Annotated in this window: 19 protein-coding genes and 2 tRNA genes; 13 read left to right on the forward strand and 8 right to left on the reverse strand. The window is 67.2% G+C overall.

Features of this window, described 5'->3' with window-relative positions; all coding sequences use genetic code 11:
* Nucleotides 1-126: 126 nt before the first annotated feature.
* Nucleotides 127-3,147, forward strand: coding sequence for a penicillin-binding protein 1A (locus GGR33_RS10520; protein ID WP_183504712.1), 3,021 nt, complete (start codon nt 127-129; stop codon nt 3,145-3,147).
* 43 nt (nt 3,148-3,190) lie between these two features.
* Complete coding sequence (locus GGR33_RS10525) at nt 3,191-4,261, forward strand: hypothetical protein (protein ID WP_183504713.1); 1,071 nt, start codon at nt 3,191-3,193, stop codon at nt 4,259-4,261.
* Nucleotides 4,262-4,268: 7 nt separating this feature from the next.
* On the opposite strand, the gene GGR33_RS10530 is transcribed toward GGR33_RS10525, so the two are convergent.
* Nucleotides 4,269-4,802 (reverse strand): hypothetical protein, encoded by a 534-nt coding sequence (locus GGR33_RS10530; RefSeq protein WP_183504714.1) that lies wholly within the window; start codon nt 4,800-4,802, stop codon nt 4,269-4,271.
* Nucleotides 4,803-4,830: 28 nt separating this feature from the next.
* Nucleotides 4,831-5,052 carry a hypothetical protein gene (locus tag GGR33_RS10535; RefSeq protein WP_183504715.1) on the reverse strand — a complete coding sequence of 74 codons (222 nt, stop codon included), beginning with the start codon at nt 5,050-5,052 and terminating at the stop codon, nt 4,831-4,833.
* Nucleotides 5,053-5,360: 308 nt separating this feature from the next.
* On the opposite strand from GGR33_RS10535, the gene GGR33_RS10540 reads away from it, so the two are divergent.
* Nucleotides 5,361-5,609, forward strand: a complete 249-nt coding sequence (locus GGR33_RS10540; protein WP_183504716.1) for a hypothetical protein — start codon at nt 5,361-5,363, stop codon at nt 5,607-5,609.
* 8 nt (nt 5,610-5,617) lie between these two features.
* On the opposite strand, the gene trhA is transcribed toward GGR33_RS10540, so the two are convergent.
* The gene (gene trhA, locus GGR33_RS10545) at nt 5,618-6,298 is read right to left on the reverse strand and encodes a PAQR family membrane homeostasis protein TrhA (RefSeq protein WP_183504717.1); all 681 of its coding nucleotides are present in this window, start codon (nt 6,296-6,298) and stop codon (nt 5,618-5,620) included.
* Nucleotides 6,299-6,558: 260 nt separating this feature from the next.
* The gene (locus GGR33_RS10550) at nt 6,559-7,692 is read right to left on the reverse strand and encodes a COX15/CtaA family protein (RefSeq protein ID WP_183504718.1); all 1,134 of its coding nucleotides are present in this window, start codon (nt 7,690-7,692) and stop codon (nt 6,559-6,561) included.
* A 179-nt stretch (nt 7,693-7,871) separates the two neighbouring features.
* Here GGR33_RS10550 and GGR33_RS10555 point away from each other — a divergent pair, with 179 nt between their 5' ends.
* The gene (locus GGR33_RS10555; protein ID WP_183504719.1) at nt 7,872-8,084 is read left to right on the forward strand and encodes a DUF2842 domain-containing protein; all 213 of its coding nucleotides are present in this window, start codon (nt 7,872-7,874) and stop codon (nt 8,082-8,084) included.
* 176 nt (nt 8,085-8,260) lie between these two features.
* Nucleotides 8,261-8,569 carry a hypothetical protein gene (locus GGR33_RS10560; RefSeq protein WP_343068465.1) on the forward strand — a complete coding sequence of 103 codons (309 nt, stop codon included), beginning with the start codon at nt 8,261-8,263 and terminating at the stop codon, nt 8,567-8,569.
* A gap of 58 nt (nt 8,570-8,627) precedes the next feature.
* Here GGR33_RS10560 and GGR33_RS10565 read toward each other — a convergent pair whose 3' ends face one another.
* On the reverse strand, nt 8,628-9,698 hold the full coding sequence (locus GGR33_RS10565) for a polysaccharide deacetylase family protein (RefSeq protein WP_183504722.1): 1,071 nt from the start codon (nt 9,696-9,698) through the stop codon (nt 8,628-8,630).
* A gap of 186 nt (nt 9,699-9,884) precedes the next feature.
* Between GGR33_RS10565 and GGR33_RS10570 the strand changes: the two genes are divergently transcribed.
* Nucleotides 9,885-11,078 (forward strand): GNAT family N-acetyltransferase, encoded by a 1,194-nt coding sequence (locus GGR33_RS10570; protein WP_183504724.1) that lies wholly within the window; start codon nt 9,885-9,887, stop codon nt 11,076-11,078.
* A 108-nt stretch (nt 11,079-11,186) separates the two neighbouring features.
* Here the strand turns inward: GGR33_RS10570 and GGR33_RS10575 are convergent, their stop codons facing one another.
* Nucleotides 11,187-13,478, reverse strand: coding sequence for a GumC family protein (locus tag GGR33_RS10575; RefSeq protein ID WP_183504726.1), 2,292 nt, complete (start codon nt 13,476-13,478; stop codon nt 11,187-11,189).
* 187 nt (nt 13,479-13,665) lie between these two features.
* On the opposite strand from GGR33_RS10575, the gene GGR33_RS10580 reads away from it, so the two are divergent.
* The 3 genes from GGR33_RS10580 to GGR33_RS10590 all read left to right on the forward strand — a co-directional run bounded on the left by GGR33_RS10580 (nt 13,666) and on the right by GGR33_RS10590 (nt 15,328).
* Nucleotides 13,666-14,238, forward strand: a complete 573-nt coding sequence (locus tag GGR33_RS10580; protein WP_183504728.1) for a polysaccharide biosynthesis/export family protein — start codon at nt 13,666-13,668, stop codon at nt 14,236-14,238.
* Between the two features lie 73 nt (nt 14,239-14,311).
* The gene (locus GGR33_RS10585; protein ID WP_183504730.1) at nt 14,312-14,704 is read left to right on the forward strand and encodes an acyl-CoA thioesterase; all 393 of its coding nucleotides are present in this window, start codon (nt 14,312-14,314) and stop codon (nt 14,702-14,704) included.
* 228 nt (nt 14,705-14,932) lie between these two features.
* The gene (locus GGR33_RS10590) at nt 14,933-15,328 is read left to right on the forward strand and encodes a hypothetical protein (protein ID WP_183504732.1); all 396 of its coding nucleotides are present in this window, start codon (nt 14,933-14,935) and stop codon (nt 15,326-15,328) included.
* Nucleotides 15,329-15,433: 105 nt separating this feature from the next.
* Here GGR33_RS10590 and GGR33_RS10595 read toward each other — a convergent pair whose 3' ends face one another.
* Nucleotides 15,434-15,736 (reverse strand): hypothetical protein, encoded by a 303-nt coding sequence (locus GGR33_RS10595; RefSeq protein WP_183504733.1) that lies wholly within the window; start codon nt 15,734-15,736, stop codon nt 15,434-15,436.
* A gap of 210 nt (nt 15,737-15,946) precedes the next feature.
* Nucleotides 15,947-16,022 (reverse strand) — tRNA-Asn (locus GGR33_RS10600).
* Between the two features lie 265 nt (nt 16,023-16,287).
* Between GGR33_RS10600 and GGR33_RS10605 the strand changes: the two genes are divergently transcribed.
* The 4 genes from GGR33_RS10605 to GGR33_RS26240 all read left to right on the forward strand — a co-directional run bounded on the left by GGR33_RS10605 (nt 16,288) and on the right by GGR33_RS26240 (nt 19,613).
* Nucleotides 16,288-16,361 (forward strand) — tRNA-Cys (locus GGR33_RS10605).
* Between the two features lie 281 nt (nt 16,362-16,642).
* A complete protein-coding gene (locus GGR33_RS10610) occupies nt 16,643-17,296 on the forward strand; it encodes a protein-L-isoaspartate O-methyltransferase family protein (RefSeq protein WP_183504735.1) in 654 nt (217 codons plus the stop codon).
* A 207-nt stretch (nt 17,297-17,503) separates the two neighbouring features.
* Nucleotides 17,504-18,898 (forward strand): TolC family outer membrane protein, encoded by a 1,395-nt coding sequence (locus tag GGR33_RS10615; RefSeq protein WP_183504737.1) that lies wholly within the window; start codon nt 17,504-17,506, stop codon nt 18,896-18,898.
* Between the two features lie 166 nt (nt 18,899-19,064).
* The gene (locus tag GGR33_RS26240) at nt 19,065-19,613 is read left to right on the forward strand and encodes a PopZ family protein (RefSeq protein ID WP_281381142.1); all 549 of its coding nucleotides are present in this window, start codon (nt 19,065-19,067) and stop codon (nt 19,611-19,613) included.
* Nucleotides 19,614-19,690: the final 77 nt, after the last annotated feature.

Below are 19,690 nucleotides of genomic sequence, written 5' to 3' on the forward strand. Positions count from 1 at the left end.
TCGGGAGCACCGCGGCAGACGGCGCGTGATCTTAAAACAGCCGCGTTGTGCACCGCATATGCGGAGCTCGGGCGTTGTCTTCGGAGAACGCCTTCGTTGCGTCCTTGCCCCGGTGCCCATCGCCCGATGAACGCCATCCTGATCAAGCTGTTCGCGACCGCGCTGACCCTCAGCCAGGTCACGACGCGGCCGGACGCGGTGAAGACGCAGTTTGACCCGGTGGCGGACCGCGACCAGGTCGTGCAGGTGCTGCGCGACGGCTGCGCGCATATGCGCAAGGCCTTCGACATCGAGGACATCAACCTCGACGAGCTGATCTCCACGGCGATGGAAGACCCGACCACCGTCGCCGGGGACAACGCGCCCAAGATCCTGCACGGGCTCGATCTCGGCGAGCTCAACACGAGCTACAAGCAGTTCTGCAAGGGCGAGAACCCGGCGAATTCGCCCTTCGACGCCCGCGCGGTGATCGAATTCTACAACAACGCCGTGAAGGACTTGCCCTCCGCAGAGGTGCTCAAGGATTCGAAGCTGCCGGGCGCGAGCACGATCCTCGACAATGCCGGAAAGACCTATTCCGAGGCCTTCGAGACGAACGGGCGCCGCCGGGTGCTGCCCATCGGCGAGATCCCGGAGATGGTGCAGAAGGCCTTCGTCGCGGCCGAGGACAAGCGCTTCTACCAGCACCACGGCATCGACGAGCGCGGCGTGATCCGCGCCTTCATCGGCAATCTGGCCTCGCCGGGCCGGCCAGCGGGCGGCTCGACCATCACCCAGCAGGTGGTGAAGAACCTCTCGGTCGGCGACGACGTCACCTACGAGCGCAAGATCCGCGAGATGATCGTCGCGGCACGGCTGGAACAGATCCAGACCAAGCCGCAGATCCTCGGGCTCTACCTCAACGGCATCTATCTCGGCCGCGGCTCCTACGGCGTGGAGATGGCCGCCAGGAGCTGGTTCGGGAAATCGGTGACGCAGCTCAGCGTCGCGGAGGCGGCCCTGCTCGCCGGCCTGCCCAAGGGCCCGAACTACTACAGCCCCGAAAAATACCCCGACCGCGCCCGCGAGCGCCGCGGCTACGTCCTCTCCCGCATGAAGGAGGACGGGGTCATCACGGACGAACAGCTCGCCGAGGCGCAGAAGAGCGATCTCGGCATCAAGCCCTTCGAGCAGGTCCGCCGCGATGCCGGCTTCTACTTCGTCGAGCATCTCGGCCGCGAGGCGCGCACCTTCGCCGGTTTGGAATCGCTGACCAGCACTTCCTACACCGTGCGGTCGACGGTGAATGCCGGCCTGCAGACGGCCGTCGAATCCGCTTTGCAGGACGGCCTCGCCAATTACGAGCGGGGGACCGGTCGCGTCTTCTTCGACGGACCGGAGATGAACCTTGCGGAATCCGTGAAGAAATTCGAGGCGATGCCTCCGGTCGTGGAAACGGCGCTGCCTCCCGCGACGCCACCGGAGCCGACGCCTCCGCGCGGTAAGAAAGCCGCCCTCAAGCAGCCGCTGCCCCCGAAACCGGCCGGCCCCAAGCCCGCCTGGCAGCGTGCCCTCCAGACGGCGCGGCCGCTGCTCTACGACGTGCACTGGCCGCTCGCCGTCGTCCTCTCCACCGGGAAGGCCGGCACCAAGGTCGGCCTCGCGGACGGACGTGTCGCGAGCCTCGATGCCGGTGCCGCGCGCGGACGGCTTCAGCTCTACGATGCCGTGCGCGTGAAGCTCGTCGATCCGTCCGCCCGCACGCCGCGCGCGCAATTGCGCGTCCGCCCGGCCGTGCAGGGCGCAGCGATCGTGCTGGAGAACAAGACCGGCCGCATCCTGGCGATGACCGGCGGCTTCTCCTACCCGCTGAGCCAGCTGAACCGCGTGACTCAGACCGTCCGCCAGCCCGGCTCGACGCTGAAGCCCCTGACCTATCTCGCGGCGCTGAATGCCGGCCTGCAGCCCAATACCCTGGTGATGGATTCTCCGGTGACGCTGCCGCCGATCGGCGGGGCAGGGGATTCCTGGTCTCCGAAGAACTACGACGGCGGCGGCTCCGGCCCGACGACGCTGCGGCGCGGCCTCGAATTCTCGAAGAACCTCGTCACCGCCCGCCTCTTGCAGGGCGGTATCGCCGAGAAGGCGCCGGCCAGCCTCAAGCGCGTCTGCGACATCGCCCTCGAAGCCCAGCTCTACGCCGAGTGTGAGAACTACTATCCCTTCGTGCTGGGCGCGCAGCCGGTACGGCTGATCGACCTCGCCAGCTTCTACGCCGCCATCGCCAACGAGGGCGCACGCCCGAGCGCCTACGCGCTGGAATCGGTGGAGAAGGACGGCAAGGCGGTGTTCACGCATCCGGCCAAGGCGCCGGTGCGGATCGGCTCGGCCGACCGTGTCGCCTTCTACCAGCTCAAGACCATGCTGCAGGGCGTGACCCAGCACGGCACCGCCGCAGCAATGTCGGCGATCTCGCCATACGTGGCCGGCAAGACCGGCACCTCTGAGAACGAGAACGACGCCTGGTTCGCCGGCTTCACCAACGAGATCAGCGTCGTGGTCTGGGTCGGCTATGACAATGCCGACGGAATCCGCAAGACGCTGGGCCGCGGCCAGACCGGCGGCCACGTCTCGGTGCCGATCGCCAAGGCGATCTTCCAGGCAGCCTGGGCCAACGGTGTGCCGCGCACCGTGCTCGCTCCGCCATCCCCCGAGACCATGACCCAGATCGCGGACCTACCGATCGATGCCAGGAGCGGGCAGCGGCTCTCCGGCGGCGGTTTCCTTGAGCATTTCCGCAGGAAGAACGGCCAGATCGCCGACACCCAATACAACCTCGTACCGCGCGAGACGATGTACGCCATGCGGCCGGATTCGGAGGACGGCGATTCCGGGAACTCCGAAGACGGAGCGGACGTCGCCGGAGACTATTACGGCAACCGCCCTGGCCGCAGCGGAAGCGACCTGCTCGATCCCTTCGCGAAGAACGACACCGATCCCTACGCTTCGCGTCGCACACAGCAGCGCTACGATCCCTACCAGAATTGGCCCGGCCGCAATCGCTACGGACAGGCACAGCCTTCTCCGTTCGGGGATGACGCCGACAGCTATCCGCGCCCGCGCCGGCGCGATCCTGACTACCTGTTCGGCGACGATCCGCGCTACTGAGCGCCGCCGCCGCGCATAGCCTTCACAACCCCGAGGATTCGACGTGCTGAAGCAGCTTTCGGCGACCCTTTTCTTCGCCCTTGCGGTGGCTGGGCACGCCTTCGCGCAGGAGACCATCAAGCTGCAGGGACCGGCAGCGCCGACCGCCACGGTGCCGGCCAACGTGAAGGATGTCGGTGCGTTGGACGCCTCGGACCTCGCTACGCTGAAGCCCGGCACGATCCTGTTCACGGACCATCGCGACAAGGCCTCGGCGAATCCCGAGAACGGACTCATCTCCTATAACGACTGGGTGAAGACTCGTCCGGCCGAGGCCGCGGCGCTCGCCCCATTCCCCGGCTATGTCGAACCCGACTACAGCCAGACGCTCAACGGCGTCACGAAGCAGCGCCACGAGACCCTGAAGGTCTACGTCGCTGAAGGGCGCTTCGTCGTGAACAAGGCGCCCGGCACCATCGACCTGTCGCGCTACGCCAGCCTCGACTTCGTCTCGAAGATGGACGGCGCCATCCGGCACAAGGCGCTGAACCCGGCCGACGTCACCCCGACCAAGGATCCGGCCGCCGCCTTCGCCAAGCGCCCCGACAGGGCCTGGTGCGACACGCCGGGCGCGGTCTGTCTGGAGTCGCGCTATGATCTCGAAGGCAAGCTGCCGCTCGGAGTCCGGCTCGCCAACAAGCTTGAGCTCGGCACGACCAAGAAGGTCGCCGAGTTCGTCTCGTTCCAGAGCGAGCTGCGTGTGGTTCAGCCAGGCGAGGCAGCCGGCCTCAACGCGCTCACGAAGATCGACACGCCGGTCGCCGGCGGCCTCGAACAAACGATCTTCTGGGTCAACCAGATCCTGCGCTTCGGCAAGTTCCTGGCGATCGTGCAACCGCTGCCGAACGATCCAGGCAAGTCGGTGGTGACGACCTACATGGCGCTGGCGGTGAAGGCCGACGTGCTCGACCGCAAGCAAGAATATGCGCGCGTGCCGGTGCTCAAGAACCTGCTCCCGGTGCAGGTGCTGATGGGGAACTCCTCCTTCAACACCGGCACCTCGATCAGCGCCGGGTTGCCGACTTACTCGCGCAACCGCATCGGTGCCTTCGCCGAGGCCCTGGCGAAGAACTGACCGCCCTTCAGCCCGCCGGGTCCGGTTCGGCGATCCGGCGAAGCCGTCCATTGCGCTTCTCGTAGCGGAAGATCGAGGTCAGCGCCTCGCTCGCTTCCCGCGCTTCCGCGGTCTCCACCGCGGGGCCTGCCGAGACCCGCGCGAGGGCGCCGAGGGCGACCTCGCGATCCCGGTGCAGCGCGGCGATCAGTCCCGGTGGCATCCGCACGACGATCGTGGTGCCGTCGGCGAAGGCGATCTCTACCGCGATGGGCTGGGCCACGTCCGGCGTCAGCCCTTCCTCGATCACGCCGAGCCCGGCGCGCATGGTCGAGACGGCAAGCCGCGCCGGCATCGCGAGACGGCCGGAGGAGGGCAAGGCATCGCGCAGGCTTCCAAGGAACCCCGGCAGCGTGCCGCGGCGCGACCGTGGCGCGCTGGGGCTCAGCCGCGCGATCGTCTCGACGCCGCGCGCGGTGCCGTCCGGAAGGGTCAGCAAGCCGGCCTCGTAGGAACCCGCTCCCGCGCCGCAGGCACCATCGTCGACCGAGAAGCCGCTCATGCCGTGCACCGTCGCATCGAGCGCCGATTCAGAAGCCGCGGTTCGAGATCGTCGGCAGCGTCGGCTGCGTGAACTGGCGGTTCACGTCCGGCCGGGTCTGGGTTCCGTTGGTGTTGCTCGAGCGGCGGTAATTGTCGGGGTTGAAGCTCTCCGAGAGCCCGCTGCCGCCGGGTCCGGAATCCGTGCTGTTGCAGCCAGAGAGCGCGGATGTGGCGAGAACGACGGCGATGAGAGCGAGGGTCAGGCGCATCGGTGGATTCCCGTTAACAAGATATGCGGCTCACTGGCCGTCGCGCGACGGCCGTGCAAAGCTGCATGGCCTGATCGATGTCGGACGGATCCCGTCGCCCGCCCCTGGCCTGCGACCCGGCGCCGTCCCCGTCAAGCAACTCTGTACCGTTCCCTAACGGTTTCGCTTGGATGTGATGTCGAGCGGCCACGCGGGGCTTACCACGCCGATCGGAAGTCGGGGGGATAGGCCACGAGACCTCGGCATTCGTGTGGAGGAAGCCGGGCGGGCAGTGGCAGAATGGGGCGAAATCGCGAAAGGCTCGCCCCATGAGCAACGTCGTTCCCTTCCGCCGTCCAGCACCCGTCACCGTCAGGCCGCGCTGCGACGTGGTCTCGGTTGCCGACGACCTGTTCGTGGCGCTCGACGGGCTGCAGGATCTGGCCGAACGAGCCGCACTGATGAACCGCCCAGCATCCGAGGTGGACGCGATGGTTCAGGGCCTGCTTGAAGCGGTCGGCGCCGTCGAGCGCGCACTCGACTGCCTCGGCGAGGGCAGCGAGGCCGCCCCGGGCTGAACGCCCTCTCAGTTGCCGGCGGCGAGCACGCTGGTGATGATCGTTCCGTAGTGGCAGCAGGCCGCGGCCAGCACGAAGCCGTGCCAGATTGCATTCTGGAAAGGCAGGCTGCGCCAGACGTGGAAGACCACGCCGAAGGAATAGAGCAAACCTCCGATGGCGAGCATCCAAAGCGCTGCCGGCGAGAGCCCCGCGATCGTGGATTCATAGGCGAGTACGCCACTCCAGCCGAGCATGAGATAGAGCACGATCGAGAGGCGATCCCAGCGGCCCGGCATCAGCAGCTTGATGGCGATGCCGATCGCCGCCACCGTCCAGATCAAACCGAGCAGGCTCCAGGCGACCGGGCCGCTCCCGACCAGCACGACGAGGGGCGTGTAGGTGCCGGCGATCATCAGATAGATGAAGGCGTGGTCGACCCGGCGCAGAATCCATTTGCGCGGCGAGACCGGCCACATGTTGTAGGCGGCAGAGGCGCCGAGCATCGCAACGAGCGCGCCGGAATAGACCAAGATCGAGGCGCGCTCCATCCATCCGAGATGAGTGAGCGTGGCGATGACGACGAGCGTGATGGCGCCGGCTATACCGAGGGCGACACCCAGGAGATGGACGGCACTATCGGCCATCATCTCCTCGCGGGTGTAATGCCAAGTCAGGGCCAGCGGCCTTCCATCTTCCGCCAGGAACATCGCGAGCTCCTCACCAATCGGTCAATCATAAGTCACAGGCAGTCCAAGTTGTTCCGGACCCGAAATACCGAGCTGCACTAACACTGTGCGAAACTCGAACGAACAATCGATTCGATACGCGTGTGCAGTGCGGCAACGACTATTACGCAATAGCGTGCTGTCGCAATCGACGGGCGTCACGGCCGATCTTCTGCCGGTCTCCTTGCCGAGCTTGCATGAGCCGTGCCGGAACGAAGTCCCAAATCGGCACTTCGGGTCGGTCAGGTGGTGCGGCCAGCGAGAGGCTCGAAGCCGAACGGCACGGTCGGCTCGTCTGCCGCCGTTGCGAGAGCGGCATGGCCGCGGCTGAGCCGCGCGTGAGCCGTGGCCATGGTCAGGACCGCCATGGCGAAGACCTGATGCGCGAGCGCCGCCCAGAGCGGGACCGCGAGCAGCAGCGTGACGATGCCGAGCCCCATCTGTCCGAGAGCGAGGATCGCGACGCCTGCGGCTCGGCGCCCCGCGCCAGTCCCGTGGGCGATCAACCGTGCATCGAGGGCATGCAGAACCGCCACGAGCACCACCAGATAGGCCACGACCCGGTGGTTGAACTGCACCAGGGTAAGGTTGTCGACGAAGTTCTCGATCCAAGGCGCCGTCGCGAACAGCGCATCCAACGGCGGCACGAGCAGGCCGTTCATCGTTGGCCAGGTGTTGTAGGCGAGGCCGGCATGCGAGCCGGCGACGAGACCGCCGAGCGCGATCTGTACGAGCACCAGAACCATCAGGGCGACGGCACCCGCGCGGAGCCGTCCAGGTGCCGGCGAAAGCGCTGTGGAGCGGGTGCCGGCTGCGAGCCAAACGAGACCGGCCAGAATCAGGCTCGCCGTTGTGAGATGCAGCGCGAGTTTCACCGGAGCCACCGCGGTCATGCCGGGCTGGAGCCCCGAAGCCACCATGATCCAGCCGATGGCGCCCTGGAACGCGCCGACCACGCCGAGCGCCACGAGGCCGAGGCCGAGCCGCCGGTCGAGCGCGCCGCGCAGCCAGAACACGATCAACGGCAGGAAGAAGGCGAGGCCGATCAACCGCCCGAGCAGGCGATGCGCCCACTCCCACCAATAAAGCGCCTTGAAGGACTCGAGGCCGATGCCCTCGTTGAGGATCTTGTATTGCGGCGTGCCGCGATACTTGTCGAACTCGGCGGCCCAATCCGCTTCCGAGAGAGGCGGGACGGCGCCGGTCACCGGCTTCCACTCGGTGATGGACAGGCCGGATCCGGTCAGACGGGTCGCGCCGCCGAGCGCCACCATCGCGACGACGAGAGCGGCGAGCCCGTAGAGCCAGATCCGCACCGCGCGGCGATGCGGGCGGAGGGCCGCCGTCGGGACGGCGGGGAGGGGGGAGGACGGCATGAGTCTCGGGAGTGTGTGAAGCATGGCGCCGGACGGTCCGGCATGTCGGGATGCTTTAGGCCGGGCGCGGGTCGCGGAGCAACGCCGACGGGGTCGCAGCGGCACCGCGTGCGTTGCCAGGCCCGCGCGGGCGCTTTAGGCCTGCCTTCATCGTCGAGACACGCCTTCGGAACTTCCCCATGCGTCGCCGCACACGCGCCCTGATCGGGACCATCGCGATCCTGGCCTTCGTGATCATCTACGCGCCGCTGGCGATGGCGCTCGCCGACAGCCGCATCGCGGAGACGCCGGCTCTGGTCCAGGCGCTTCTCTACTCGATCCTCGGCATCGCCTGGATTTTTCCCCTGATGCCGCTGATCCGTTGGATGGAGCGCCCGGACGATCCTGCTTGATCCTCCTTATTTCGCCTCACTCCACCGGCAGAAGGCGGCGATCCTCGACCAATCCGTGCCGGAGCCGACCGCGCCCGATGCCCCGTCCGCCCGTATCGACGATCGTTGCCCTCGGAACCGCAGGCCTGTTGTCCCTTGTCGCGTCCGTTGCCTTCGCTCAGAACGCACCCCGGTCAATGGCGGATTGCGAGCGGCTGAAGAACGACCTCGCCTATAACCAGTGCCTCGCGATGTTCGGACCCGCCGCCAAAGGCGTTTCGGGCAGCGAGGGGACGGGGCCCGGCCCCGCGATAACCGTCCCGCCGCCGACTCCGTCGGCCATTGCCGGCATGCCGGCCCTCGAAGAGCCGGTGATCGACGAGACTCCGCGCCGCGGCCGGCGCGGCCGCTATTCACGCGGTGGAGGGCGGCAGAGCGCGAGCTTCGAGGTCGGAGGTTCAAGCGAGGAGGGATCGCGCCGCCGGAGACGGCATCGCCGTCATTGAACGAGCAACCGGGCAGACGCTTCGCCCGGTTTCCTGTGAAAGCGCCGCGCCTGACGGCCTAGCCAACATTGACCCTCCTGCCGCGGTTCCAGGCCAGGAACGGCACGCCCGAAATCAGGCTCGCCAGCGCCGCGTCGGTCTGATGGAGGCCGTTGATGGAGACCCGCGGCAGCGCGTGGAGGTGACCGGCATGGCCGGCGAAGAGATGGCCCGGCCGCGTCGTGACCGCGGTCGAGAAGCCTAGCTCCCGCGCGATGGCGAATTCGCGCGGCCCCGCCGAAGTCGGATCTCCGACCGGGAAGGAGAGGTGGCGGATCTCGCGACCGAGCCGTGACGCGATCCGCGCGCGGCTCTCGGCGATCTCGCGCAGCGCGAACGCCTCATCGTGCTTGGCGAGCATCGGGTGGCTGATCGTGTGTGCGCCGATCGTCACGGCGGGATCGGCGGCGAGGACGCGCAACTCGTCCCACGACAGGCAGAGCTCTTCGGCGACCCGTCCGGGAGCGAAACCGGCACGCTCGCAGAGCGCCGCGATCGTCGCGAGCAGGCGGTCTTCCGGAGCCGACCGAAGGGCGCGATAGACCGCATCGAAGGCAGCCGACTTCTCCGCTGCGTCGCGCGCCGGCAGGTCGAGGGAGAGCCCTCCGGTCTCGTCGGGAGAGAGGCGCACGCGCTCGAGCCCTCCGATGGCGCGCTCCAGTTCAATCCACCAGAGACGACCGCGTCCCTCGGCGAAATCGCTCGCGACGAACAGCGTCCACGGCGCGCGATGGCGCGCGAGGACGGGCGCGGCGAAGGCGACGTTGTCGCGGTAGCCGTCGTCGAAGGTGAGGACGGCGAAGGGCGCATCTGCGGCCGGCCCACTCAGCCGTTCCGGGACGTCGTCGAGCCCGATCAGCGCGAAGCCGCGAGCCCGCAGCAGCGTGAGCGTGTGGTCGAGGAAGTCGGGAGTGATGGCGAGCAGCCCGTTCGGCGCGTAGGCAGCCGGCGCCTCGGGGCGGACGTGGTGGAAGGTCAGGATCAGCCCGCGCCCGCGCGCAGCAGGCGCCAGCCAGCGATCCGCTCCGACGAGCGACACGGCCGAGAATGCCGCCTTGAACAGCCGGTGACGGTTGCGCGACGACAGCATCCTCGAGCCCTGCGGAGGGAGATCCAGCGGCGACCGTAGCGGACGAGTGCACAAGCTTTCGTTACCCATCCGGCGAGATCGCCGGTGACGGCCCGCGGCGGTTCGGGCTCCTTCAATCCCGAGTTCAGGTCTCCCGGGCTATGCCGGCGGGACCGGTGACGAGAGGTCTCCGGCGAGGGCGGGGCGATGACGAGTCTGGCACAGGACCTGACGGGTGCAGGCATGATCCGTGACAGCATGCGCGAGGGCCTGACGGCGGAGATGTTCGCCGATCTCGCGAGCGTCGAAGCGCTCTGGCGTGCCATGGAGACGGCGCCCGATGCCCTGGCGACGCCCTATCAGCGCTTCGATTGGGTCGCCTCCTTCGTCTCGGGCCTGCAGGCGCAGGATCGCCTGCGAGTCCTCGTGCTGCGCGACGCGGCCGGGCGGCCGGCGGCTCTGCTGCCGTTGCTGATGTCGCGGATGCGCGGGCTGGCGGTGGCACGCGTGGTCGGCGCCAAGCACGCGAACTACCACATGCCACTCTATGCCTCTCGCCAGGCGGCAGGCTCGTCCGCAGAGGAGGTCGAGGCCGCGCTCGTGCGGGCCGGCCGCGCGGCGGGTATCGATGCCTACGCCCTCGACCATCAGCCGCGCTTCTGGGACGGTATCGCCAACCCGCTCGGCGCCAAAGGCGCTCCCTGCGCCAGCGACGCCTACGGCCTCATGCTCGGCCCCGACGCCGAAGCGACCGTGAAGCGAGCCTTCAGCGGCGACGCCCGGAAGAAGCTGCGCGCCAAGGAGCGCAAGCTCGTCGAGGCACTCGGTCCCATTGATTACGTCCAGGCGTCGACGCCCGAGAGCATTGCCGCGATCCTCGATGCGTTCTACGAGCAGAAGCGCACGCGCTTCGCTGCCATGGGCATCGCCAACCCCTATGCCGACGACGACGTGAGACGCTTTATCGTCGCCGCGACAGCTCCGGGCGTGCCGCATCCGGCCATCGAGCTGCATGCTCTGATCGCAAAGAACGACGGACGGGTCCTCGCGACCTTCGCCGGTGCCGTGAACGACAACCGCTTCAGCGGGATGTGGACCTCATTCGACCCTGATCCCGAGATCGGCCGCTTCAGCCCCGGCGACCTGCTGCTGCACCATCTGATCGGCCAGCAGACGAGCGCGGGTCGCCGCGCTTTCGACCTCGGCGTCGGCGAGGCACGCTACAAGTCCAGCATCTGCGACGAGACGATCGAGCTTGTGGAGGTGCTGATTCCGGTGACCGCATCAGGGCACCTTTTCTCTCTCGCAGCGGATACCGCCTCGCGGCTGAAGCGGCGCATCAAGCGCTCACCGCGGCTGTGGCAGGCGGTGAGCCGTCTGCGCAAACTGCGGCATTCCTAGAGCCATATCCGACCTGATTGCATCAGGCCGGCGGCTCGAGGTCTTTGAGTTGACGCGCTTTCCTTCGACGAACCGGCGTCCGCTTCGTCGGAAAGCGCTCTAGCGCTGTCAGGCGGAGAGGCGGAGCTCCATCTCCGGCTCGGCCGCCTCCGCGTGCGGATCGCGGGCCACGAGCACCTGTCCCGCGCCAGCCGTTGTGGCGATGCCGTAGAGGGCGACGAGACCGGCATCGTCCGGTTCGGCGTCGGAGGCGATCACCACCGAGTCCATGCAGGCCGACAGAGCGGACATCAGGTCGTCGGCCGGCTCGGCCGTCGTCGCGACCAGACGGCAGATCACCCAGTCATAGGCTTGCGCCATCGCGTTGAGGCCGATGGCGAGGCCGTGTGGCTCGTCGAGCAGCACCGAGCGGTCGGCGAGGCCGGTCCGGATCACGTGGTGGCGCGAGCCGGCGACCCGGTGGATCACGTCGAGGAAGGCGGCCTCGCCCACGACGAGGTCCGTCAGACCTGGACTGCCGCGGCCGATAGACTTGCCACTGACGTCGACGAGCAACGTCGAAGCACGGGGCGCCAGCACGCGGACGAGGGCTTGCGAGAGCCCGTCGGCCGCTGCTGCGGGCTCGGAAGTCTCGACGACGAGGACGCAGCGTCCACCCTGGCTGGCAGCGGTACCGAGCCGATCGATCAGGATCTGCAGGGCATAACGACCGTCCTGCGCGGCGGCGGCCTGTGCCTGCAGCGGGGCCTCGGCAGCCGGCGCTGCGGGCGCCTCTGCCACGAGCCGCGGGAAGGCAGCATGGGCAGTGACAGGCGCCTCGAAGCTGCCGTAGGCAGGCGCGAGGCGTGGCGCGTCGAAACGGCGTCCGGGCGGCATCGGCTCGGGATAGTCGCTGCGATCGGCTGCCGGCTCAATGGGGCTGGACGGCTCGCGGCCAAGTCCATTGTGGGCGGTGCGCCGGTCGAGGTGATCCTCTGGCGTCGCGAGCAGGTGACGGCCGAGAACGGCTGCGACGGCGAGCATCAGCGTCAGCACCGAGGCGAATCCGACGATCGGGATCTTCTTCGGGAAGGAGGGCAGCTCCGGCACCATCGCCCGAGAGACGATCCGCGCATCGGCGGGTGTCGCGCTCTCGCCGTCGCGGGCTGCAGCCTCGCGGTAGCGCGAGAGATAGGATTCGAGCTGCTCGCGCTGCACCTTGGCCTCGCGCTCGAGGGCGCGGAGCTGGATCTCGCTGGAATTGCCCTTGGCGACGACGTCGCTCTGGCCCTGCACCGTCGCCTGGAGGCTTTCGACGCGGGCGCCGGCGATCTTGGCGTCGTTCTCCAGCGTGCGCACGATGCGCTCGGCGGCCGCCTTGATCTGGGAGTCGAGATCCTCGACCTGCGCGGTCAGCTCCTTGATGCGCGGATGCGCCGGGAGCAGCGTGCGGGATTCGAGCGCGAGCTGGGCGCGCAAAGTCATCCGGCTTTCCACCGTGCGGCGGATCAGCTCGTTGTTGGCGACGTCGGGGATCTCGAAGGCGCGACCTTCCTTGATCATCTCTTTCAGCAGCTTCACGCGGCCACCGAGGTCGGCTTTGATCGTGCGAGCCTGAGAGAGCTGGCTCGACAATTCACCGAGTTGCTGACCGCCCAGCGAGGTGCCGGCGGTGTTGACGGCGCCGATCAAGCCGTTCTTGGCGCGGTAGGCTTCGACCTTCGCCTCGGCGTCGGCGACGCGGGCACGCAGGGTGTCGATGTTACCGCCGAGCCAGGTCGAGGCGTAGCGGGCCGTATCGACCTTCGCGGCCTCCAGCGAGGCGATGTAGAGTTCGGAAATCGTGTTCGCGGCCTTGGCGGCGAGTTCCGGATCGCCCGACTTGAACTCGACCTGCAGGATGCGCGACTTGCCGGCGGGATAGACCAGCAGCCGGTCGAAATAGGTATCGAGGACACGGTCCTCGGGCTTGGCGTCGAGGGCAGGCTTGCTCAGACCGGCCAGCATGAGGAGGCGGCGGATCGGGCCAGCCCCACCAGCCGTCGGATCGAATTCGGGATTGCCGACGAGGCCTAGGCGGCGCACCGCCTCACGGGCGAGATCTCGCGACATCACGACCTGGACTTGGCTCGCCACCGCCTGCTCGTCGATCGGCTGCGCCTGGTCGCCGCGCTCGGTCGCGGTCCGGGCGAAGGATGGGTCGCGCGTCTCGAGCAGGATCTTGGACTCCGCCGTGTAGCGGGGCGGGACCACCTGCACGAAGACGCCCGCGCCGGCCGCGACCAGGAGCGTGGGAAACAGGATCCAAGCCCAGGAGCGCCGCAGGATCGGAGCGACCTGCGACAGCGTCAGCCCATCCCGCGCCGTGGGCGGATAGGCCAGATGCGGCGAGGGGTCGATGGTCGAGGAACGGCGAGGCATGGCAATCGTCTTTACGCAAGGCAAGACTTCGGAAGCCCGTAGGCTCGTCTTAAGCAATAAGACCCGCCATGGTTTACTGACGGTTAAACTAGTTGATTGGATTCCTGTGCGAATGCAGGACGTCAGCTTTCATTAACCATATCGCCTTAGACCCGGGTCAGTCATTTCGTAACGACGGCGTATTCGCATGAACCGGCGAGCACTGATCCTGGCTCTCTCGTCGACGCTGGCGCTCGGCGGCTGCCTTCGCCCGGATTTCCGGACGAACGAGCTCGACGCCACCGGTACCGGCTCCATCGCCGCGCGCTACACGCTTTCCGCAGGCGACAAGCTGCGCATCATCGTGTTCGGCCAGGACAATCTCTCGAACATCTACGCCGTGGATGGCGGCGGCCGCGTCGCCCTCCCGCTGGTCGGCACCATTCAAGTCGGTGGCCAGACCACGGCCCAGGCCGCGCGCCTGATCGAGAGCAAGCTCTCGAACGGCTTCCTGCGCGAGCCGCACGTCACCGTCGAGATCGACGCCTACCGTCCATTCTACATCCTCGGTGAGGTCACCACCTCGGGCCAGTATCAGTACGTGAACGGCATGACGGTGGAGACGGCCGTCGCCATCGCCGCCGGCTTCGGCCCACGTGCGGCACGGGACTACGCCGTGCTGACGCGCGACGGACAGGGCGGCCTCGTCAACGGCATCGTGCCGATGAGCTATCCGGTGCGGCCTGGCGACACCATCGTGATCAAGGAACGCTTCTTCTAGGGGGCGCGCCAACTGGACCCGAACGAACGCGCGGCGCATAAAGAGCGCGCGGTCGAATCGGGGGAAAGCGCAGATGGATGAGGCGGTTGCTGGGGCCGAGCCGAAGGGCGAGCTCACCGTCCGCACCATCGCGATGCCTGCCGACACCAACGCCAATGGCGACATCTTCGGCGGCTGGGTCATGTCGCAGATGGACCAAGCCGGCGGCATCGCCGGCGTCGACCGAGCCCAGGGCAGAGTGGTCACCGTCGCCGTCGATGCGATGACCTTCATCCGGCCGGTCCGGATCGGCGACGTTCTCTGCGTCTATACGAGGATCAGCCGCGTCGGCCGCACCTCGATGACGATCGAGGTCGAGGCCTGGGCCCGCCGTTTCCGCACGCAACTCCGCGAAAAAGTCACCGCGGCTACATTCGTCTTCGTGTCGATCGACGACGAAGGAAAACCCCGGCCCATCCCGCAGTGACGGGTCGGCGACCAGGATCGCACCCAGGCCGCCGTTTTGGCGCTTCCTCCATCCGGCTTTTCGAGACCTCTGATCGGGCAGACGCACTCGTCATTCGCGCATTTCCACGTGAGAATTTGATTTCCACTGGAGCGCGCGGACCTTTCGCGGGCTAACGCCGTCTCGAGCGAGCCTTCGGCAGGGCAGTTTGCGGACGCCCCTCACGCTGAAGATCCTCGACAGTAAGCCATGGCTCTCTCCGCGTCAGACAAGTGGCGCAGCACCAATCCCGATGATTCTGTCGGGTTTGGCAGCGGCTTTCGAGCCGAGCACAGGCTGGCCCCCGTTTCCCAGCAGATATGCCTGGTCGATCAGGAAACCGAATGCGGGTCCAATCGTTCGCCAGACAGCCAAAGGAGACGAATGATGGATCGCGAGCGCGACCGGGACGTAGCGGAAGAACTCATCGAGGAGCACGACGACAAGGTCGGCCGCAGCGAGCCGGAGAGGGCGCGGCCTGGCCAAGGCGACACCGAGAGCCGCCCGGTCGATGGTCAGAAACCGCCACAAGGCGGTGATCGGAAGCCGAAGCCCGAGCCGGAACCGGCACCAGGTTCGAACCCGGGGCCGTTCACTCCTCACTGACGGGGTCGGCTCTCAGGCGCCGTTTCACCGCTCCGCCCTCAGCACACGAAAAAGCCCGGCTCAGCAAATGCTGGCCGGGCCATTCTTTGAGGACTGCCCGCTGGCTTACTCGCAGACGCGAACCCGGCGGAAGAGAACGTCGCCGTAAGCGTCGATGTAGCGGCGGCGCTCGAAATGGCAGACCGGGCCGACATCCTCCTCGACATAGACGGGCCGGGGCGCACGATAGACCGGCTGGCCGGGATAATAACCGTTGTTCGACGAGGCGATGGCTCCGCCGACGGCCAGGCCACCGAGCACGCCCAAAGCCGCGGCGCCGCCGGCACTGATGCCGTCGCGAGCCTGCGCGGCAGGAGCAAGAGCCGTCAGGCTCCCCAAGATCAAGGCCGTCGCGATCGTCTTCTTCATGTCGTCTACCTCGCCCCAAGCCGAGTGCGAATCTCGGTCGTTCCAGACCCGGATCTGCGAGGGTTTTTACGGCGAATGTTCGGCGAGTCGATCAGGTGTCCCCGCGCTGAGGAGCCGCCTTTCAGCGTGGCCCGAACCGAGATCGACGCAGCAGGCAAGGCTCGATCTAAACATGCCGGCCGAGGCGAAAGCGCAGAATGTCTGGAAAATTGGCTCCCCGAGCAGGACTCGAACCTGCGACAAGGCGATTAACAGTCGCCTGCTCTACCAACTGAGCTATCGGGGATCACCGGTGCCGCTTTCGCGATCACGGCGCGGTCCTTAGCCCATCGCCGACGAACAAAGCAAGTGGCCTCGGCGCCACGATCGCACGAGACGTTGCCGGTACCGAGAGCCGGCTCAGGGGCTCGAGGCGAAGCGGATGCGAATCCATCGTCACGGTTCGGGAATTCCCGTTGCCGATCGGCCTGCGGCTCTGCTAGAGACCCGTCCTCCCCGATCGGCCGCCCGGTCGGAGGCGACGGTTGCACCACGGTGCGGCCATCGGGAAAGGCCTCGTGGCGGAGTGGTTACGCAGAGGACTGCAAATCCTTGCACCCCGGTTCGATTCCGGGCGAGGCCTCCAAACTTCTTCCGGCGATTGCACCGATCGGGGCCTGCAGGCCGGTATCGCGAGCTTAGCGCGACACGCCTTACTCTCTATGCGTTGCGACGGAAGTTCGCTTCCCTGACCAGGAGCGTATCTCGCCGGTCGTCCCACGCCCGCGCCGGCCGGATGCCTTCGCAGCGCGCGAAAATCTTGCCTTTTTGGAACCGATCCACGACAACCCGGCGCGTCGGAGCGGCGAGCGGCCACGGGGGTCGCCCGAAGCCTGCACCGAAGCCGTCCAAAGGGTTGCAGCCTCCATGCTCGATTACGCTCAGGCTCGGCAGCTCATGGTCGATTGCCAGTTGCGCACGTTCGACGTGAACGACGTCGGAGTGCTCGACGCCTTCGCCACCGTGCCCCGCGAGCGCTTCGTGCAGCCGGGCGCAGAGGACTTCGCCTATATTGATCGGACCTTGCGGCTCTCGAGCGGCGGCGAGGCCGCGCGTTCGATGCCGGCGCCGATGGTGCTCGCTCGCATGATCCAGGCGCTGAAGATCCGGCCGGGCGCCCGCGTGCTCGACGTCGCCGCCGGCTATGGCTACGGCACCGCTCTCCTCGCCGAACTCAAGGCGCGCGCGGTGGCTCTCGAATCCGACCTGGGGCTGGCGCAGGTGGCGCGCGAGCGACTCGGCCAGACCGCCGAGGTGATCGCCGGGCCGCTCGGGGAGGGGGCTGCAGCGCAGGGTCCTTACGATGCGATCCTCGTGCAGGGCCGAGTCGAGACCAGGCCGCAAGCCCTGCTCGACCAGCTTCGCGACGATGGCCGCCTGGTCTGCGTGCTCGGCCAGGACCGTGGCGCCAAAGTCACGCTCTTCGTGCGGGCTGGCGACGCCTTCGGCGCGCGTCCGCTTTTCGACGCTAACCTGCCGGCACTGACGGATTTCGCCGCCGCGCACGGCTTCGCGTTCTGACGCGCGAATGCATCACAGGTTAAGCGAGTGTCGCCTTTATGCGCCACCGTTAAGCAATCGATGACGGCAGGCCTGCACAATATAGTCCGCGGCACCCTGGATCGGTTAAGCTCGCTCTGAGGCGGGCAAGCCGGCAACGCGCTTCAGGCGTGTCGAAGGTCGCAATCTTGATGCGGCCGCTGGTTCATTCAGAAACCGCAAGGGCTGATGAGCGTGAGTGTACGGACACCTGCGGCGCGGTGGGCGCGTCGGTTGTCGAGCGCTGCCGTTTTGGCGCTCGCAACCGTCGGACCAGCTGGAGCCGAAACCCTCGAAAGCGCGCTGTCGCGGGCATACGCAGCGAATCCGATTCTAAACTCGGAGCGCGCCCGGCTGCGCTCGGTCGACGAGACCGTGAACCAGGCGCAGGCTGGCTACCGGCCGACCGTCTCCATCGATGCCGATATCGGCCTGACCCGGACTCAGGGCCAGGTGTCAGGGCAGCGGCTCGACCAGACGACGAGGCCCGGCGGTGCCGGCATCACCATCAACCAGACCCTGTTCAATGGCTTTCGGACAGACAGCCAGACCCGTCAGGCCGAGTCGAACGTGTTGTCGAACCGCGAGGCGATCCGCCTCACGGAAATGACCACGCTGTTCAATGCCGCCCAATCGTACATGTACGTTCTCAGCGGGACGGCGAACCTCGAGCTGCAGCGTAACAACGTCGAGGTGCTCGAAGAGCAGCTTCGGCAGACTCGCGACCGCTTCAACGTGGGTGAGGTGACGCGCACCGACGTCGCCCAGGCCGAGGCCCGCCTGTCGGGTGCCCGCTCGAACGTGAGCGGCGCCGAGTCGCAGCTGCGGTCGGCGATCGCCCAGTATCGTCAGAACATAGGCGTCGAGCCGCGCCAGCTCGCGCCGGGGCGTCCATTCGACCGCTACGTGCCGAAAAGCCTCGAAGAGGGCGTCGAGATCGGCCTGCGCGAGCACCCGCAGATTTTGGCGTCGCTGCATGCGGTCGATGCCGCCGAGCTGCAGGTGAAAGTCGCCGAGAGCATGCTTTCGCCGACGGCCGCCATCCAGGGCCAGGTGCAACAGCGCTACGATTCTCAGTTTCCCGGCGACAATTTCGCCGCCGCGTCCATCGTCGGCCGTCTGTCGATCCCGCTCTATCAGGGCGGCACCGAATATTCGCAGATCCGTCAGGCCAAGGAGTTGGTCGGGCAAGCCCGGCTGATCGCCGAGCGCGACCGCGACAGCGTGCGCTCGGTGATCGTGCAGGCCTGGGGCCGGCTCGAGGCCGCGAAGGCGCAGGTTCTGGCCTCGCAGGCGCAGGTCCAGGCCAACGAAGTCGCGCTGAATGGCGTGCGTGAAGAGGCCCGTGTCGGCCAGCGCACGACCCTCGACGTGCTCAACGCACAGCAAGAATTGCTGAGTTCGCGGGTGAACCTGATCCTGGCCCAGCGCGACCGCGTCGTCTTTTCCTACGATGTCGTCCAATCCATCGGCCGGCTCACCGTGCGCTTCACCTCGCTGCCGGTCACGCCCTACAGCGCCAAGGAGCACTACGACCAGATCAAGGATCTCTGGTACGGGGTCTCGACGCCGGACGGTCGCTGACGCAATCAGTTGGACGGGGAAGCGATTCCCCGTCACATCTTCGAGGCCCCTGCGTCTTCTTCGACACCCTACGTGAATTGTTAACCATCTTCTCCGATTCTCTTCTGCACCCCTCGCGTGAGTTGTCGTCAGGATGAGTGCTGCAAGCCCCCGATTCCCGGAGACGATGAAGGAGCCCGCCGCAGGCGAGCCCTCCATGGAGGAGATCCTCGCCTCCATCCGACGCATCATCGCGGACGATACCGGCGACGAGGCCGAGCCGGAGCCGGCGCCAGCGCCGGCCGCGAAGCCTCGCGCCGACGACGTTCTCGACCTCGCCCAAGTCGCCAAGCCAGTGCGCAAGCCCGAGCCGGTCGCCTTCGAGCCGCCCGAGGTCGATTTTGGTTTCGACGACGTCGATTTCGCGATGGCCGAACCCGAGCCGATCGCGCCGCCGAAGCCGGCCCCGGCTTCAGAGAAGGCGCCGCAGCGTCTTCAAGCCGCGGTCGAGGACGAGGTCGTGGAGCGCCTCGTTTCGAAGGATACGGACGACGCCGTCGGCCAGCACTTCACGATGCTCGCCCACACCATGCTGACGAGCAACACGCGCACGCTGGAAGACCTCGTCAAGGACATGCTCAAGCCGATGCTGAAGGCTTGGCTCGACGAGAACCTGCCGAACATGGTCGAGCGACTGGTCCGCGCCGAGATCGAGCGGGTCGCAAGGGGCCGGTAGTCTCGGGCGGTAATCGCACGCGCCTGCGGTTGACGCCGGGGCGGCGAAGGGTTGAAAGCGGCGGCTTCCTGAGAAGA

This window comes from Methylobacterium brachythecii, from assembly GCF_014196345.1.
GTDB classification, from domain to species: Bacteria; Pseudomonadota; Alphaproteobacteria; order Rhizobiales; family Beijerinckiaceae; genus Methylobacterium; species Methylobacterium brachythecii.

Excerpts from the sequence above, each read along its gene's own strand:
- GGR33_RS10520 (WP_183504712.1), top strand. The coding sequence starts at position 127 with ATGAACGCCATCCTGATCAAGCTGTTCGCGACCGCGCTGACCCTCAGC.
- GGR33_RS10530 (WP_183504714.1), bottom strand. The coding sequence starts at position 4,802 with ATGAGCGGCTTCTCGGTCGACGATGGTGCCTGCGGCGCGGGAGCGGGT.
- GGR33_RS10535 (WP_183504715.1), bottom strand. The coding sequence starts at position 5,052 with ATGCGCCTGACCCTCGCTCTCATCGCCGTCGTTCTCGCCACATCCGCG.
- GGR33_RS10540 (WP_183504716.1), top strand. The coding sequence starts at position 5,361 with ATGAGCAACGTCGTTCCCTTCCGCCGTCCAGCACCCGTCACCGTCAGG.
- trhA (WP_183504717.1), bottom strand. The coding sequence starts at position 6,298 with ATGTTCCTGGCGGAAGATGGAAGGCCGCTGGCCCTGACTTGGCATTAC.
- GGR33_RS10550 (WP_183504718.1), bottom strand. The coding sequence starts at position 7,692 with ATGCCGTCCTCCCCCCTCCCCGCCGTCCCGACGGCGGCCCTCCGCCCG.
- GGR33_RS10555 (WP_183504719.1), top strand. The coding sequence starts at position 7,872 with ATGCGTCGCCGCACACGCGCCCTGATCGGGACCATCGCGATCCTGGCC.
- GGR33_RS10560 (WP_343068465.1), top strand. The coding sequence starts at position 8,261 with ATGGCGGATTGCGAGCGGCTGAAGAACGACCTCGCCTATAACCAGTGC.
- GGR33_RS10565 (WP_183504722.1), bottom strand. The coding sequence starts at position 9,698 with ATGCTGTCGTCGCGCAACCGTCACCGGCTGTTCAAGGCGGCATTCTCG.
- GGR33_RS10570 (WP_183504724.1), top strand. The coding sequence starts at position 9,885 with ATGACGAGTCTGGCACAGGACCTGACGGGTGCAGGCATGATCCGTGAC.
- GGR33_RS10575 (WP_183504726.1), bottom strand. The coding sequence starts at position 13,478 with ATGCCTCGCCGTTCCTCGACCATCGACCCCTCGCCGCATCTGGCCTAT.
- GGR33_RS10580 (WP_183504728.1), top strand. The coding sequence starts at position 13,666 with ATGAACCGGCGAGCACTGATCCTGGCTCTCTCGTCGACGCTGGCGCTC.
- GGR33_RS10585 (WP_183504730.1), top strand. The coding sequence starts at position 14,312 with ATGGATGAGGCGGTTGCTGGGGCCGAGCCGAAGGGCGAGCTCACCGTC.
- GGR33_RS10590 (WP_183504732.1), top strand. The coding sequence starts at position 14,933 with ATGGCTCTCTCCGCGTCAGACAAGTGGCGCAGCACCAATCCCGATGAT.
- GGR33_RS10595 (WP_183504733.1), bottom strand. The coding sequence starts at position 15,736 with ATGAAGAAGACGATCGCGACGGCCTTGATCTTGGGGAGCCTGACGGCT.
- GGR33_RS10610 (WP_183504735.1), top strand. The coding sequence starts at position 16,643 with ATGCTCGATTACGCTCAGGCTCGGCAGCTCATGGTCGATTGCCAGTTG.
- GGR33_RS10615 (WP_183504737.1), top strand. The coding sequence starts at position 17,504 with ATGAGCGTGAGTGTACGGACACCTGCGGCGCGGTGGGCGCGTCGGTTG.
- GGR33_RS26240 (WP_281381142.1), top strand. The coding sequence starts at position 19,065 with ATGAAGGAGCCCGCCGCAGGCGAGCCCTCCATGGAGGAGATCCTCGCC.